Source organism: Anabaena sp. WFMT, from assembly GCF_051781005.1.
Taxonomy (GTDB): Bacteria; Cyanobacteriota; Cyanobacteriia; order Cyanobacteriales; family Nostocaceae; genus Anabaena.
This window is the reverse complement of sequence record NZ_JBPWOA010000016.1, coordinates 103,333-118,446: the sequence shown is the minus strand read 5'-3', so window position 1 is coordinate 118,446 and position 15,114 is coordinate 103,333. Positions and strand designations below refer to the sequence as shown.

Annotated in this window: 15 protein-coding genes and 1 pseudogene; 12 read left to right on the top strand and 4 right to left on the bottom strand. The window is 37.5% G+C overall.

What is annotated here, in order from left to right; genetic code table 11:
* Window positions 1-17: 17 nt before the first annotated feature.
* On the bottom strand, window positions 18-1,526 hold the full coding sequence (gene malQ, locus ACSQ6I_RS08120) for a 4-alpha-glucanotransferase (protein WP_438889846.1): 1,509 nt from the start codon (window positions 1,524-1,526) through the stop codon (window positions 18-20).
* Between the two features lie 141 nt (window positions 1,527-1,667).
* Here malQ and ACSQ6I_RS08115 point away from each other — a divergent pair, with 141 nt between their 5' ends.
* On the top strand, window positions 1,668-2,099 hold the full coding sequence (locus tag ACSQ6I_RS08115; RefSeq protein ID WP_438889845.1) for an NUDIX domain-containing protein: 432 nt from the start codon (window positions 1,668-1,670) through the stop codon (window positions 2,097-2,099).
* Window positions 2,100-2,205: 106 nt separating this feature from the next.
* On the opposite strand, the gene ACSQ6I_RS08110 is transcribed toward ACSQ6I_RS08115, so the two are convergent.
* Window positions 2,206-2,661, bottom strand: coding sequence for a hypothetical protein (locus ACSQ6I_RS08110; protein WP_438889844.1), 456 nt, complete (start codon window positions 2,659-2,661; stop codon window positions 2,206-2,208).
* Window positions 2,658-3,359: a DUF433 domain-containing protein gene (locus tag ACSQ6I_RS08105; protein ID WP_438889843.1), complete on the bottom strand. Its 702-nt coding sequence runs from the start codon at window positions 3,357-3,359 to the stop codon at window positions 2,658-2,660. The genes ACSQ6I_RS08110 and ACSQ6I_RS08105 overlap by 4 nt, the downstream gene beginning before the upstream one ends.
* A gap of 156 nt (window positions 3,360-3,515) precedes the next feature.
* On the opposite strand from ACSQ6I_RS08105, the gene ACSQ6I_RS08100 reads away from it, so the two are divergent.
* Entirely contained in the window at window positions 3,516-4,712 is a 1,197-nt protein-coding gene (locus tag ACSQ6I_RS08100) for a Rid family detoxifying hydrolase (RefSeq protein ID WP_438889842.1), read from the top strand.
* Between the two features lie 284 nt (window positions 4,713-4,996).
* Here the strand turns inward: ACSQ6I_RS08100 and ACSQ6I_RS08095 are convergent, their stop codons facing one another.
* Window positions 4,997-5,761: a metallophosphoesterase family protein gene (locus tag ACSQ6I_RS08095; protein WP_438889841.1), complete on the bottom strand. Its 765-nt coding sequence runs from the start codon at window positions 5,759-5,761 to the stop codon at window positions 4,997-4,999.
* 283 nt (window positions 5,762-6,044) lie between these two features.
* On the opposite strand from ACSQ6I_RS08095, the gene ACSQ6I_RS08090 reads away from it, so the two are divergent.
* The 10 genes and pseudogenes from ACSQ6I_RS08090 to ACSQ6I_RS08045 all read left to right on the top strand — a co-directional run bounded on the left by ACSQ6I_RS08090 (window position 6,045) and on the right by ACSQ6I_RS08045 (window position 14,865).
* Window positions 6,045-6,323: a DUF2470 domain-containing protein gene (locus tag ACSQ6I_RS08090; RefSeq protein WP_438889840.1), complete on the top strand. Its 279-nt coding sequence runs from the start codon at window positions 6,045-6,047 to the stop codon at window positions 6,321-6,323.
* A 251-nt stretch (window positions 6,324-6,574) separates the two neighbouring features.
* Entirely contained in the window at window positions 6,575-6,892 is a 318-nt protein-coding gene (locus tag ACSQ6I_RS08085) for a hypothetical protein (RefSeq protein WP_323312284.1), read from the top strand.
* 101 nt (window positions 6,893-6,993) lie between these two features.
* A complete protein-coding gene (locus ACSQ6I_RS08080; RefSeq protein WP_438889839.1) occupies window positions 6,994-8,721 on the top strand; it encodes a succinate dehydrogenase/fumarate reductase flavoprotein subunit in 1,728 nt (575 codons plus the stop codon).
* Window positions 8,722-9,058: 337 nt separating this feature from the next.
* Window positions 9,059-9,301, top strand: a complete 243-nt coding sequence (locus ACSQ6I_RS08075) for a DUF1902 domain-containing protein (protein ID WP_438889838.1) — start codon at window positions 9,059-9,061, stop codon at window positions 9,299-9,301.
* Between the two features lie 3 nt (window positions 9,302-9,304).
* Complete coding sequence (locus ACSQ6I_RS08070) at window positions 9,305-9,502, top strand: type II toxin-antitoxin system HicA family toxin (RefSeq protein WP_438889837.1); 198 nt, start codon at window positions 9,305-9,307, stop codon at window positions 9,500-9,502.
* Between the two features lie 8 nt (window positions 9,503-9,510).
* Window positions 9,511-10,662: pseudogene (locus ACSQ6I_RS08065) on the top strand (M48 family metalloprotease); the annotation flags it as partial.
* A 90-nt stretch (window positions 10,663-10,752) separates the two neighbouring features.
* On the top strand, window positions 10,753-11,058 hold the full coding sequence (locus ACSQ6I_RS08060; RefSeq protein WP_438889981.1) for a XisI protein: 306 nt from the start codon (window positions 10,753-10,755) through the stop codon (window positions 11,056-11,058).
* A 163-nt stretch (window positions 11,059-11,221) separates the two neighbouring features.
* Window positions 11,222-12,691 carry a glycolate oxidase subunit GlcD gene (gene glcD, locus ACSQ6I_RS08055; protein WP_438889836.1) on the top strand — a complete coding sequence of 490 codons (1,470 nt, stop codon included), beginning with the start codon at window positions 11,222-11,224 and terminating at the stop codon, window positions 12,689-12,691.
* Window positions 12,692-13,030: 339 nt separating this feature from the next.
* A complete protein-coding gene (locus ACSQ6I_RS08050; protein WP_438889835.1) occupies window positions 13,031-14,269 on the top strand; it encodes a glycoside hydrolase family 10 protein in 1,239 nt (412 codons plus the stop codon).
* On the top strand, window positions 14,269-14,865 hold the full coding sequence (locus tag ACSQ6I_RS08045) for a hypothetical protein (protein WP_438889834.1): 597 nt from the start codon (window positions 14,269-14,271) through the stop codon (window positions 14,863-14,865). The genes ACSQ6I_RS08050 and ACSQ6I_RS08045 overlap by 1 nt, the downstream gene beginning before the upstream one ends.
* The last annotated feature ends 249 nt before the right edge of the window (window positions 14,866-15,114 follow it).

Sequence of the window (15,114 nt, the reverse complement as noted above, 5' to 3'; positions counted from 1 at the left end):
CACTTATGATGACCTGATCAGGAATTTCTAGGAGCGCGTCCATAGAGTTTGGTAAGATTTTGCAAGCGATCGCACAATTCCCCACTCAAAACATCTGCCTGATAACGCCAATCCCAATTTCCCTCAGCAGTACTGGGAAAATTCATTCTTGCTTGAGTCCCCAATCCTAAAACGTCCTGTAAAGGAATAATCGCTTGATTAGCGATGGAACTCAGAGCTAATCGAATTAAATCCCAGTTTATCCCATCAGGACTAATAGATCCCAAATAAAGCAACAAATTTTGCTTTTCGTAATCATTGGCACTATTAAACCAGCCTACGGTCGTATCATTATCATGAGTACCAGTATAAACTACAGAATTACGCAGGTAATTAAAGGGTAAAAACGGATTACCAGGATCAGAACCAAAAGCAAACTGCAAAACTTTCATACCCGGAAACTCAAACTGATCCCGCAGTGCTTCTACCGCAGGTGTGATAATCCCTAAATCTTCCGCCAAAATTGGTAACTTACCCAACTTCTGTTTAATGACTTCAAATAAAGCTATCCCAGGGGCTTCAATCCATTCACCATTAACAGCAGTTTCTTCCCCTTGAGGTACAGCCCAATAAGCCTCAAAACCCCGGAAATGGTCAATGCGGATGATATCTACATAATCTAACATCGCCTCAAATCGTTGCACCCACCACTTAAAGTCTTGCTTTTGCAACTCCTCCCAGTTGTAAACCGGGTTGCCCCATAATTGACCCGTAGCGCTAAAATAATCAGGTGGTACACCCGCCATTAAAGCCGCTTCACCCGTTTCTGCATCTAAAGCAAAATTATCGGGATTTGCCCACACATCAGCACTATCATGAGCTACATAAATCGGGATATCACCAATAATATCTATCCCATTTTGATTGGCATAATTCTTCAATTCTGACCACTGCCGGAAAAACTCATATTCGACGAACTTGTAATAAAATATTTCATCTGTGAGTTCTCGTTCTATCTGGGATAGTGCTGTTGGTTCTCTTTTTGCCAGTTCTGGTTCCCAAGTGTGCCAACTTGCACCATTTCGGGCATCTTTAAGCGCCATGAATAAGGCATAATTATCGAGCCAATAGCCTTTGGTGTTACAAAAATGATGAAATGCTTTGCGTTGGATAGCAGTTGCTTGAGTTTTAAAACTTTCGCAAGCTTTTTTGAGCAGATTAACTTTAATAGGGATAGCTCGCTCAAAATCTACCTTATCTGCTGGAAATTCTGGTAAATTAGCAAAATCAGCTTCAGTTAAAAAACCCTCATCTACCAGTTTTTCTAGACTAATCAAAAAGTAATTTCCTGCCATTGCTGAGTAGCACATATAAGGAGAATTACCGTACCCAGTAGGGCCAAGAGGTAAAACTTGCCAATATTGCTGATAACTATTTTTGAGAAAATCAATAAAACGATAAGCTTCTAAACCTAAATCCCCGATACCAAAACGGCTGGGAAAGGAACTTGGATGTAACAAAATACCGCTTGATCTAGGAAAAGGCATAATGAACCTGAAATATAGGAATCTGTAAAAACACGCATCGAATTTATCATGGCATAGTCAGCGTTGACTGTTGTTGTTCATTAAGAAATAGAAACAACGGTAAAGAAATGGGAAGATTGGTAAAAATAACGATTCACAAATATGAGTTACAGGAATCCTGCGCCGACAGTTGATATTATTATCGAATTAATTGATAGACCGCATCGACCGATTGTATTAATTGAGCGCCATAATCAGCCTTTAGGATGGGCTTTACCAGGTGGCTTTGTCGATTATGGTGAGCCGGTGGAGGTAGCAGCACGGCGCGAGGCTGAGGAAGAAATAGGCTTAAAGGTGGAGTTGGTTGAACAGTTGTTGGTATATTCTGACCCCAGTCGTGATCCTCGTCAGCATACGATCAGTATTGTGTTTTTGGCTACTGCAACGGGTGAGCCTTTAGCGGGTGATGATGCTAAGAGTGTGGGTATTTTTGAGCCTTGGTCTGTTCCTGGTAATTTGTGTTTTGACCACGATCGCATTTTGCGCGATTATTGGCGGTATAGAAATTATGGGATTCGTCCAAGATTAGGATAAGAGAAACGAACCGCGAAGGCGCGAAGGACGCGAAGGAAGAGGGGAGAAGGAAAAAGGAAGAAGGAAAATTTTTTTATTAGTCAATTAGTTCTTGACAGACTACTAGTTAAGACTCAGATGAGATAGATTCATCAAAAATCTTTAATTCTGCCAATAATTCCTTACTGTCTTTCCACAGGTTAATTTTGCCATCACGATAGATTTTGGCGATAAATGGAGCAGGATGTTTGCGGACAAATTCTTGCATGGGGACGATTGCTTTGAGAAAGATTGCAGCCATATCTTTCCCCTGTAGGTTTTGTGAGGCCAGTACAAACATTTTTATTTGAGCGCGTGCTACAGCAATTCGTTCTAATTGATTTTTGCTGATTCTGTCATCTTTCGTTAGCACAATCCAGCCTTTTTCACCTACTTGTGGTAGCCAATCTACATCTAAAGCACCTTTTTCAAAATGGTCATCATGAATCTCAACAGTGATACCTGCTGTGCGGAGTATTTCTGGAATAGATTTTTTACCCAAACATCTATCTATGAAAAAGGTAATTGATTGAGGTTCGGTCATGCAGCAGCAGGTAATTCACAACGGATAGCTTCTTGAATTATCATGGGGTCGCAGTCGTAATCATCAGCCAGATCCTCGATTGAATCACCAGCCTTTAATCTTTCTGCCAAAATACTTGTAGTAATTCCTGTATCAGCAATTACAAGACGACCAAAAGCAATGCGAGGGTCAATAACAACAATACGAGGGTTATCTTCCTCGTGAGAGCGAGTGAAAGGATAAAATTTGATTGCTAATCCAGTATCATCAGGTTCAATGCGTTCAAGATGAGCATTTAAAGCTTCTTTCATGTCTGTTTGTCTAGCTTTAGATGCGTTAATTAGAGAACCGTATCTTTCAATAAATAAGTCAACACCATCAGTTCGGAATTCTTCACGCGCTAAGGGGTGTGGTACTTGAAAATGCTCATCAATGTAATCGAGAGCTTTTCTTACGTTATCTAGTTGAATTTTATGATGTTTCCGAATTGCTCTGAGAATATGAATTTCTACTAAATTAGTAAATGAAAGCAATTTTGGTTTTAATTCTTGAGTGATAATAAGTGGTTTAAAAAAATTCAACCCGTTTGCAGTAGGATAATTTCTACCTTTTACCCAAGAGCTAATTGTTCCTGCTGGGATACGGAGATACTTGGCAGCATCTCTAATGGAGTAGGAAGGAATATCTCTTGGATCAGTTTTTCCATAAAGTTGCATCATTTTATGTATCTGCCAGAGATGTTGATCTTTAATTATTGACTATATTGAGTTGAATAGCTAGTTTATTCATTCCGTTTTCACAAAATTTTGCTATGAGGCTTGTACTTTAGCGTTAGGCATTGGTTTATACTGAGCCAGGGTATTTAATGGTGCTTTATGGACGCTGAGAAACTTTTAGAAAAATATGCGGCAGGAGAACGGAAGTTTCATTCTGTAAATTTGGGAGGGGTAGAACTACAAAATGCAGACTTAAAAGAGATAGACCTATATAATTCAAATTTGAACGGAGCAGATTTAAGTGAAGCAATACTAATCGGAGCGAAACTTAATAGTGTTGTCCTTACTAGAGCCTGTCTACAAGATGCAGATTTGCGATTTATAGAGGGTTCTTCAATAAATCTAAGTTGGGCAGACCTCAATAATACTTGGTTGATTGGAGCAAGCTTGAATAGTGCCAATTTGAGGAATGCGAGTATATATCAGGCAAATTTAAATAGTATTAACCTCAACAGCGCAAATCTAACTGAAGCAAACTTAGCGGAAACAGACTTGACTCAGGCAAATCTCACGAATGCATCATTCCAAAATGCCAATCTTCAAAAAGCTAAGTTTAGAGGGGCAAATTTAGATAAATGTAATTTATCAAAGGTAAATTTAGCTGAAGCTGATTTGGTTGGTGTCTTCCTGGGTCAAGCAAATCTTAGAAATGCCTGTTTAAAAGGTGCAAATTTAGAAAGAGCTTGTCTTGAAAATACAAACTTGATGAATGCAAATTTTGATGGTGCAAATCTGAAAAATGCAAATCTAACTGGCTCAAATATTTATGGTGCAACCTTTAAAAATGCTGACCTCACAGGTGCGATAATGCCAGATGGAGAAGTTTATACGACATCTGTTGATTTAGACTTCGATAAACCAGATGCACCATTACCAAAAGAGCCAAAAGAGATATATATTATGACTCGTAAAGTTATCCGAACTGATAAAGCACCTGCACCAGTTGGCCCCTATAATCAAGCAATTCTCGCTTCTGGGCAAATGTTATTTGTTGCTGGACAAATTGCTATTGATCCTCGTTTGGGTGATGTTGTCTACACCGAAGATGTAGTTAAACAAACTGAACAGGTAATGAGGAATATTGAAGCTATCCTGACAGAAGCAGGAGCTACATTTGCAGATGTAGTTAAGACGGGTGTATTTTTAGCTGATATGAATGATTTTGCCGCTGTGAATGCGGTTTACGCAAAATATTTTCCTGAAGATACAGCCCCCGCACGCGCTTGTGTGGAGGTGTCGCGTTTACCTAAAAATGTGTTGGTAGAAATTGAGTGTATTGCTGTAATTGGTGGTTAATTAACCTTTTTCCTTTGTGTTTTCTGTGCCTCTGTGGTTAGATAGATTACTTTTAAACCGTAGAGACACAGAGAGAGAAAAAGATTTTTCAAGCGATATTCAAAGGGCTAGTTTTATAAATTAGCCTTGATAATTAAAACTCAAAGACTTTTTCAATTAGAGACTTCCAAATAAAAAAATATCCCAAAATTTCTTGTGGTTCAGTCTGAAAAGCCTTCTAATAATACAAGGACGGGCAGGATGCCCATCCCACAAGATTGGATCATCTTTTTTGTGGAGTTCTCTTAGACTCTTTGTTTATGACGACGACTATTTTTAATTTGCTTTGGATCAATTATAGTAGTTGCTTTTTCTAAAGGTAAAGTCCGAACAGAATTGTTAAAAACATTGACTTGATAAACCAAGTTATTGGTAATGTCTAATCCTGTTAACCAACCGCTACGGAGATGATAAGCACCTGTATCAATGTCTAGCCACCCTTGTCCTTGTGCCAATTGACCAGGAGCAACGCCAGGTAGAGTAAAGGTGATAGTATGACCGACGATAATTAACTTATCGCTAAAATATGGTTGTTCTATGCTGTGGAATTCTTCACGTATCCAGCAAAGTTCCTCAGTGGTTTGTTCTGAAACTGATTTATTGGGGTCTACACCTGCATGGGTTAACCACACATCTCCCAAGTCAATATAGGTGGGTAAATTCTCAAACCAATCTAGATGTTCTTGAGGAATTTGGGCTGTTTGATAACTGCTAATAGTTGCCTGTCCGCCACTATATAACCATGCCTGTATTGTTTGATTAGAATTAAATTTGTTGTTATTAATTGCATTTAATAACATCTGCTCATGATTACCTAGCAGACAATCATAGTTATTTCGTTTGACAAAATCTACTACTTGTGCGCTTTGAGGTCCACGATCTATTAAATCTCCCAAAAAATAGACTTTTTCTGCTGATGTAGGTGCAATCTTCTCCAACAGGATCATTAAACCTTGGTAGTAACCATGTACATCCCCGATAACAATTCTGCGTGGACTAATTTCGTTCATCGGCTCTAGCTCTAAATAAATTTACTAGCAAGTTTTATTACGGTTTTATTTTTATGATTACCGTATGAAAGGATCACTAAATACTTGATTAATTACATGATTTATTTTTAACAAAAATATTAAGTGACTTAGTTAAAATTTTATCAGATATAACATAACTTTTGTGAAAATTAGCCAAGTTTTATAAAAAATTAATCAAAACCTGGTTTTGGGCAAGTTTTTCAGAGTGTAACTATAGCTTAAAATATAGACAATAGTTGTTTACCTCAGTGGAAACCGCACAATGTCTGAACAGTTTTCTCCAGAAATTAGCGATCGCATCTGCAAACACATGAACGAAGATCATGCTAATGCTGTTGTTATCTACGCCCAGGCTTTTGGTAGTGCCAAAAATGCCACAACAGCCCAAATGCTCTCAATAGATGCCGAAGGCATGGATTTAACTGCACAGGTGAACGGAGAAACAGTGCCAGTTCGCATTCAGTTCGATCATGTTCTCACAGATGCGGAAGATGCTCATCAAACCCTAATTGCAATGGTGAAGCAAGCGCGGGTGAAGTAGTACCGAGTACCGAGTATTGAGTACCGAGTATTGAGTATTGAGTACCGAGTATTAGCCCATAGTTAAAACTAGGGGATAAAAATAAGAAGAGAGTAGGAACAGTCTCAAATACTAATTTTCTGGCTTTTTTAGATCATTAACAACTAAATTGTTAAGTGATATTACGAACTTTGGAAAAATATTGAGAAAATACCCGTCAGCCAAACATGGCTCTAAGGTAGAACCTATAGGATAAATTTGAGGCAAATAAGATGAATAAAAATAATATTCAAAACTATCGGTTTGTCTGCACCTTGACATTTGGTGATATCTACGGTCAAATCATTGTTTGGTTAATCACAATTACCATTAGTTTGGCATCGGCTTTGGCGCTAATGGGTGCAAGAAGACCTGTATATGCTTTAGCTACAGTGGGACTAGTCGTTTTTCTCACATTGCCTTTCTTGCTCTTTGCCTTTGTGACGACATTGTTAAATCATATTGAATTAACTGCTATAGAACCAGGGACAAAAACTGAACCTATACCTGGTAACATTTCTCAGCAACAACCTGTACAAGCTACTAGTTGAGAAATGGGTAATTGGTAATGGGTAATGGGAATAAACCAATAAATTGAGATAACATCCCTGTCTAGAGGCGGGGTATTTTTTTTGCAATGTGAGTTAAATTTATGTTAGAGCATGATGTCATTATTGTTGGTGGTGGTTTGGCGGGATGTCGGGCTGCGCTAGAAATCGCCCGCACTGACCCTAGTTTAAATGTTGCGGTAGTTGCCAAAACCCATCCGATTCGTTCTCACTCTGTTGCTGCTCAAGGTGGTATGGCAGCATCTTTGAAAAATGTTGATGATGAGGATAGTTGGGAAGCACACGCTTTTGATACTGTTAAGGGTTCTGATTATTTGGCAGACCAAGATGCTGTGGCTATTCTCACCCAAGAAGCACCCAATGTGGTCATTGATTTAGAACACATGGGGGTTTTGTTCTCGCGTCTTGCTGATGGTAGGATTGCTCAACGGGCTTTTGGTGGACATTCCCACAACCGCACTTGTTACGCTGCCGATAAAACTGGTCATGCAATTTTGCACGAGTTGGTGAATAATTTACGGCGTTATGGTGTGCAGATTTACGAAGAATGGTATGTAATGCGCCTGATTTTAGAAGATGGTCAGGCAAAAGGTTTGGTGATGTTTCACCTGTTGGATGGGCAAATTGAGGTGGTGCGGGCTAAGGCGGTGATGTTTGCGACGGGGGGATATGGTCGCGTTTATAACACTACTTCTAATGATTATGCTTCGACTGGTGACGGTTTGGCAATGACTGCGATCGCAGGTTTGCCTTTAGAAGATATGGAATTTGTGCAGTTTCATCCCACTGGTTTATATCCTGTAGGAGTGCTGATTTCCGAGGCTGTGCGCGGGGAAGGGGCGTATTTGATTAATGCTGAGGGCGATCGCTTTATGGCGAATTATGCGCCTAGTAGAATGGAATTAGCTCCTCGTGATATTACCTCAAGAGCCATTACATATGAAATTCGTGCCGGTCGCGGTGTCAATCTCGATGGTAGCCCAGGAGGCCCCTTTGTTTACCTAGATTTGCGCCACATGGGTAAAGAAAAAATCATGAGTCGCGTTCCCTTCTGTTGGGAAGAAGCACACCGTTTAGTAGGTGTTGATGCTGTCACTCAACCCATGCCAGTCCGTCCCACAATTCATTATTGCATGGGTGGTATACCAGTTAACACTGATGGACAAGTCCGCAGCAGTGGAGACGGCTTAGTTGAAGGCTTTTATGCTGCTGGGGAAACCTCTTGTGTTTCCGTTCATGGTGCCAATCGTCTCGGTAGTAATTCGCTGTTAGAATGTGTAGTTTATGGTAAGCGCACAGGGGCAAGTATAGCCAGATATGTGCAGAACCGCAAATTTCCAAATGTAAATGAGCAACCTTATATTACCGAAGCAAAACAACAAATTCAATCTTTACTAGAACAACCTGGAAAATATCGAATTAACCAAATTCGTCAAGAATTTCAAGATACGATGACGCAATATTGTGGAGTGTTCAGAACAGAAGAATTAATGCAAGAAGGTTTGCAGAAACTTGAAAAATTACAACAACAATATCCACAGATTTATTTAGATGATAAAGGAACTTGTTGGAATACGGAATTAGTAGAAGCTTTAGAATTGCAGAGTTTAATGGTAGTAGGACAGACAATTTTAGCATCAGCCTTAAATCGTCAAGAAAGTCGCGGCGCACATTTTCGGGAAGATTTCCCAAATAGAGATGATAGTCGATTTCTGCAACACACAATGGCTTATTATTCACCTGCGGGAATTGATATTCAATATCGTCCGGTAATGATTAATATGTTTGAGCCAAAGGAGAGGAAGTATTAGAATTACTGTTTTATGTAAATAAAGCAGATTTTTCTCACGCAAAGGCGCAAAGGCGCAAAGGAAGAGAAGAAGAATAAAAAGATATTTAAACATTCTTCTTTCTCTGTGTCCTCTGCGTTTCTGTGGTATGCCTTACGGCACGCTACGCGAACGTTTATTAAAATAGGAATGAACCACGAAGGCGCGAAGGACACGAAGTAAGAAAGGAGGGAAGAAGGAAGAGAGGAAAAAAGTAATGTTATTTTATTAATAAATAGAGAATGAAGTAAAGTATAATATATTTTATATTAATTGATATTTTATTCTTTTTTATGTTCAGTCTAGAGAGTTGGGAATTATGACACAAATCACTTATCAAGTAGAAGCATTCTGGGATGCAGAAGCGGAAGTTTGGGTTGCAACTAGCGAAGATGTCCCTGGTTTGGTAACAGAAGCTTCTACAATTGAAGTTTTGACAGCAAAATTGCGAGTAATTATTCCTGAGTTATTGGTATTAAATAATATTGTACCTGCTGATTATTTGGGTGCTATCAGATTTGAGTTAATTAGTCATAGACAAGAGTTTATACAGGTGGCTTAATAGATGAGTACATCCTTTACACCTGAGTTAAAAAAAGTGCTTTCTGAAGCAGGTTGCAATTTTGAACGTCAAGGCAAAGGTGATCATGAAATTTGGTACAGTCCTATTACACAGCGTCGATTCGTTGTGGATGGTTGTATTAAGTCTCGTCACACTGCTAATGCAGTTTTGAAACAAGCTGGACTACCTAAATCTTTTTAAAAAGTAATATGATAAACACTCACACCATTAAAATCAGAAAAATATTAGAGCAATATTTCGGTATTGACGTAAAAGAATTCGGAGGCAATATAGAAATTATAGACAGGAATAAAATAGATAGTCATAAATTTGATACCATGAAATTTCAATATCTAAAGCATTGGCAAAAGTTACAAGCTCAAGATAATAAAAAACTATTTATTGGCGAAGATTTAATTATTTATTTACAACATATTATCCCTATTGAGGAAGTCAAAAATATTCCTCTAAAATATCGTTGTTATTATCCATTATGTACAAAAGAAGAAATAGAGCGTATTAGAAAGCTAGAAAACTCAGAAGATTTTCTACTAAAGCTTAGGGCTGATTCAATAGTAGATCATCCAAGATTTACGAGGGTATTTGAATATCGCCGTCAGAAAAGTATCAATAATTGGTCACTTTCAAGTCATTTTAACAATGAACCTTTTAATAATTACCTGAACAATCTTTCACAAAATGATTTTAGGAAATGCAGAATAATAACTGCTGGATATGCCTTTATAAATGAGCCAAATGGTATTTGTATTAAAAATAATTTTGGTAATTCAATTATAATTTCTGAAGCTTTACAGTTCTTTCTCTACTGGATGAATTTGTTTCTTTTTTGCGGGTATATCAACGTATCGAATTATGGACATGAAATGCCAGAAGAGGATCTTTTTTCATGTTTTATAATTGCAATCAGAATTATGCTTGGTACGGAAACACTAGATTTTGATATTGACCCCAGAGGAAATGTACCACAAAGACTATCTGAACAAGTAAATGATATTGTGAGAGATCAGATAGAATTTGTTATTGGACACGAATATGCTCATATCTTACTAGGGCATCTTAACAAGAATATTGTCAATGAATGTTTTCTCAGTGACATAGACATGAGAAATAAAAATATCTCATCAATTAAATATTATAACTATCGTCAGAAACAAGAGTTTGAAGCAGATTGGTTTTCCCTTAAAAATGCAAGAAAATATACATCCAATTATAAAGATAATATAGTCAACGGAGCTTTTACTTTTTTCTTATGTTTAGATTTATTTGAGATGGCGAGGATGTACATTAGCGCTACACCTAATTGGCGTAGTTCACATCCTCAGCCAATTGAACGTTTGTGGAAACTGAGACAAAAAATAAATAAAAAATTTGGCTATAGTATAGATGAACTCAAGGGACTAATTGAATCTTTATCAGATTTTAAGAACGCAATGTTGAATGATTATCTACCGTATAATATCGAAAAAATTGAAATTGACAAAGTAGATGTGGAACTCATCTTTGATATAGAACGCGACCATTACCAGTGGATGAATGTTGGTTGGGAAGATTTAAATCGCGTTTATCGCACTGTTATCCACTTCGATATTAAAAACAGCAAAATTTGGTTACAACAGAATTTAACAGAAGAAAATCTCGCCGAAGATTTAGTAAAAATGGGTGTTCCCAGAGAAGATATCGTCCTGGGATTATATCCTCCTTATAAACGTCCATATACAGATTATGGAGTTGCTTAGAAAATGTTTTAAAAATGCAAAATCTGAAACTTTGCGTCTTTGCTCCTTTGCACCTTTGCGCGAAACATAATTCATACTGCCATTATGCAACACCGAAAAAACCAACTTCCATAACCACACAAATAGCCTTAAAGTAAAAATAAACATCTACCATTAATAGACTATGCTTACCCAAGAAAAAAAACAAATCGACTGGAAACCCATAATCAAAAAATTTATTGCGGTTCTTGGAGAAAAAGGGGTAGTAAAACGCCGAGAAGAACTCCTCACTTATGAATGCGACGGCTTAACCAGCTATCGCCAAACACCCCCAGTTGCAGTTTTACCGCGCACCACAGAACAAGTATCCGCAATCGTCAAAATTTGTAATCAATACTCCGTCCCGTTCATTGCACGGGGTTCTGGAACCGGTTTATCAGGTGGTGCTTTACCGTCTGAAGATTCAGTTTTAATTGTCACATCTTTAATGCGGCAAATCATCAAAATTGATTTAGAAAATCAGCTTGCAGTTGTTCAACCTGGAGTCATAAATAGCTGGGTAACACAAGCCGTTAGCGGTGCTGGTTTTTACTATGCACCAGATCCTTCTAGCCAAATTATTTGCTCAATTGGTGGGAATATTGCCGAAAATTCAGGTGGAGTACATTGTTTAAAATATGGTGTCACCACTAACCACGTTTTGGGTTTAAAACTTGTGCTTCCTGACGGTTCAATTGTTGATGTCGGGGGACAAATTCCCGAAATGCCAGGTTATGATTTAACAGGTGTATTTGTCGGTTCAGAAGGAACTTTAGGAATTGCGACAGAAATCACTTTGCGAATCCTCAAAAGTGCAGAATCAATTTGTGTGCTTTTAGCAGATTTTACCAGTGTAGAAGATGCAGCAGCAACTGTTTCGGATATCATCAGCGCGGGAATAATTCCCGGTGGGATGGAAATGATGGATAATATTAGTATTAATGCTGTTGAAGATGTTGTCGCTACAAATTGTTATCCTCGTGATGCAACGGCAATTTTGTTAGTAGAAATTGATGGCTTAGAAGTAGAAGTTGCAGTTAATAAACAGCGTATTTCTGAAATTTGTCAAAAAAATGGGGCGCGAAATATCACGACTGCGAATGATCCAGAAACGAGATTAAAATTGTGGAAAGGACGAAAAGCTGCTTTTGCTGCTGCTGGACATTTAAGCCCTGATTATTATGTACAAGATGGGGTAATTCCTCGGACTCAGTTACCTTATGTATTAAATGAAATTGAGGCTTTAAGTAAAAAATATGGTTATCCAATTGCTAATGTATTTCATGCTGGAGATGGTAATTTACATCCTTTAATTTTATTTGATAATTCCATACATGGAGCATTAGAAAAAGTTGAAGAATTAGGTGGAGAAATTCTGAGATTGTGTGTGAAAGTCGGTGGTAGCATTTCTGGTGAACATGGTATTGGTGCTGATAAAAAATGTTATATGCCAGAGATGTTTAGTGATGCTGATTTAGAAACTATGCAATGGGTAAGACAGGTTTTTAATCCTCAAGGTTTAGCAAATCCTGGGAAGATTTTCCCCACACCTCGCACTTGTGGAGAAGCAGCAAAGGCTTCAATTCAGCAGTTTCCAGGAGTGGAGAGATTTTAATTAGCAAAGTATAAGCTAATACAGTTTAGGGACTTCCAAATAAAAAAATATATAAATATTTCTTGTGGTGCGGGCATCTTGCCCGCTAATTATCAAGGGCAGGCAGGATGCCTACCCCACAAGATGAGATCATTTATTTTCTGGAAGTCCCTTATTCTAGTAACCAAAATCAATATTTACATAGGTTGTATCGAAGCTTTTGTTGGGTTGCGCTGTCGCTTAACCCAACCTACATTTTTTATTTTTCATTAAAAAATATTGATATCATTACATAATCCTGATAAATCTAATTTGATTTTGTAGTTATATTTATATGATCAAATTAAGTCTAGTTGCCAAATGAATAGGGTGTTGCGCCGTTGTTTTTTGTTATTTTTGTGTTTAGGATTTGTATTCAGTTTAACAGGATTGCCAATTTCTTCAACTTTGATTTCTTCTCCAAAAAGTAGTTTGGTAACTACAGAAATTCGCGGTGTTTGGCTGACTAATGTTGCTAGTGGTGTGCTTTTTGTTCCTTGGGGTATTGAACGAGCAATAAATCAATTAGCCGCACTCAATTTTAATACAATTTATCCGGTAGTCTGGAATAGAGGTTATACTTTCTACAAAAGTGATATTGCTAAAAATATTACAGGAGAAAAAGTTCAACCTTTGATGAATTTATTACATGGAAATGAAGATGTTTTAGCAAAGCTGGTAAAACTGGCAAAAAATAAAAATTTAAGTGTTATTCCTTGGTTTGAATATGGTTTAATGACTCCACCTGATTCTGCATTAGCAAAGTTATATCCAGAATGGTTGACAATTGGACAAAAAGGGTTAACCTCTGTTGATGAAAATCTACCGGAAGAAATTGATAATGGTGTGTTTAATCGCCAAGTTTGGCTAAATCCTCTGCACCCCCAAGTACAGGAATTTCTCAAAAGTTTAATTTTGGAAGTTGTGAAAAATTACAATGTAGATGGTATTCAACTTGATGATCATTTTGGAATGCCAGTACAATTCGGTTATGATGATTTTACTATTGAACTTTATCAAACAGAACATTTAGGTAAAAGTCCACCGAGTGATCCTTTTGATGCCAAATGGATGCGCTGGAGGGCAGACAAAATTACTAATTTTATGACCAAAATTAATCAGGAAGTAAAGGCAATTAAGCCTTATGCCAAAATATCTCTTTCCCCTAATTCCCAGTATTTTGCGTATAAATATTATTTGCAAGATTGGGAAAATTGGGTCAAAAAAAATTTAGTAGATGAGTTAATTTTACAGGTATATAGAGATGATAAAAAATCCTTTATTGCGGAAATAGAAAAACCTGCTATAAAATTAGCGCTAACTAAAATTCCTGTGAGTATTGGTATATCAACGGGAACTTTAACGAGTCCTGTGGATATTGATAGCATTAAGGAAAAGGTGCAAATTGTCCGTGATCATAATTTCTTGGGCTTTTCTTTTTTCTATTGGGAAAGTTTATGGAGTTACATGACACCCGAATCACCTCAAAAACGGCGTAAAGTTTTTTCTGAGATGTTTCCTACTAAAGCTTTTAAACCTTTAAATATAAAAAAGACGTGATGCAATTAGCATTTAAACATACTAAATATAGTTTTTTTTCATTTACATTCCTGTGGACTTTTGCGACTTTGATTGGTTTTTTGTTAAGTTTATTTTTGATTGAGATTGGGGAAAAAGAATATATTGGTGTGGTGGAGGCTACGATAGGTGGATTAGCGATCGCACTCCCGCAAAGCTATATACTCAAACAGAAGATTTTTCCTTTAGGCTGGATCTTATCCACCCTCTTAGGTTGGGTGCTAATTGTCGCTATTGGCATAGGTGCTGTGGGTTGGTGTGTACCGTCAACAGAATTGTTACCTATGAGAATCTTCTTAGGAATTATTTCAGGAGGTACTGGCGGTTTCGTCATTGGACTGACACAATGGTGGTTAGCAATCCCCCAATCAGTTCCCTGGACATGGTGTTGGATATTCGTAAGTTCGGCAAGTTGGGCAGTGGCTGTACCTATTGGTTCAATTTTAGGACTATTTTTGCGCCGCTTCACACGCTTGTTTTTAGGGGAAGTTGTCGGTTTAGTTCTTACCTGGCTGGTAGTGGGAATTCTGACAGGAATCAGCGCCTACAAATTGTTTAAAATCACATCCAAGTCCTAACTCTCAATGTATTCATAGGGTGGGGATGAATTTATGAAAGTATGAAGAATTGTAACAAATATGAAGGATCATACTAGTTTATAATTCAGTATATGCAAGAATCTTAGAACATTATTAACAATAACTTCAGTATCACCCCATTAACAGCATTATAGACGTGTTTTAGGCTGTTATTAGGAATATTGGTGAAGTCTACTCCTATTAACTGGCTGATATTTTCGATTCATAACTAGAGAAAGATATAAAAAT

What these genes read in the sequence shown, in the direction of transcription:
- ACSQ6I_RS08085 (WP_323312284.1), top strand. Translation starts at nt 6,575, where the DNA reads ATGAATAAAAATAATATTCAAAACTATCGGTTTGTCTGCACCTTGACA.
- ACSQ6I_RS08095 (WP_438889841.1), bottom strand. Translation starts at nt 5,761, where the DNA reads ATGAACGAAATTAGTCCACGCAGAATTGTTATCGGGGATGTACATGGT.
- ACSQ6I_RS08070 (WP_438889837.1), top strand. Translation starts at nt 9,305, where the DNA reads ATGAGTACATCCTTTACACCTGAGTTAAAAAAAGTGCTTTCTGAAGCA.
- ACSQ6I_RS08110 (WP_438889844.1), bottom strand. Translation starts at nt 2,661, where the DNA reads ATGACCGAACCTCAATCAATTACCTTTTTCATAGATAGATGTTTGGGT.
- ACSQ6I_RS08105 (WP_438889843.1), bottom strand. Translation starts at nt 3,359, where the DNA reads ATGATGCAACTTTATGGAAAAACTGATCCAAGAGATATTCCTTCCTAC.
- ACSQ6I_RS08115 (WP_438889845.1), top strand. Translation starts at nt 1,668, where the DNA reads ATGAGTTACAGGAATCCTGCGCCGACAGTTGATATTATTATCGAATTA.
- ACSQ6I_RS08050 (WP_438889835.1), top strand. Translation starts at nt 13,031, where the DNA reads ATGAATAGGGTGTTGCGCCGTTGTTTTTTGTTATTTTTGTGTTTAGGA.
- ACSQ6I_RS08060 (WP_438889981.1), top strand. Translation starts at nt 10,753, where the DNA reads ATGTTGAATGATTATCTACCGTATAATATCGAAAAAATTGAAATTGAC.
- malQ (WP_438889846.1), bottom strand. Translation starts at nt 1,526, where the DNA reads ATGCCTTTTCCTAGATCAAGCGGTATTTTGTTACATCCAAGTTCCTTT.
- ACSQ6I_RS08080 (WP_438889839.1), top strand. Translation starts at nt 6,994, where the DNA reads ATGTTAGAGCATGATGTCATTATTGTTGGTGGTGGTTTGGCGGGATGT.
- ACSQ6I_RS08100 (WP_438889842.1), top strand. Translation starts at nt 3,516, where the DNA reads ATGGACGCTGAGAAACTTTTAGAAAAATATGCGGCAGGAGAACGGAAG.
- glcD (WP_438889836.1), top strand. Translation starts at nt 11,222, where the DNA reads ATGCTTACCCAAGAAAAAAAACAAATCGACTGGAAACCCATAATCAAA.
- ACSQ6I_RS08090 (WP_438889840.1), top strand. Translation starts at nt 6,045, where the DNA reads ATGTCTGAACAGTTTTCTCCAGAAATTAGCGATCGCATCTGCAAACAC.
- ACSQ6I_RS08075 (WP_438889838.1), top strand. Translation starts at nt 9,059, where the DNA reads ATGACACAAATCACTTATCAAGTAGAAGCATTCTGGGATGCAGAAGCG.
- ACSQ6I_RS08045 (WP_438889834.1), top strand. Translation starts at nt 14,269, where the DNA reads ATGCAATTAGCATTTAAACATACTAAATATAGTTTTTTTTCATTTACA.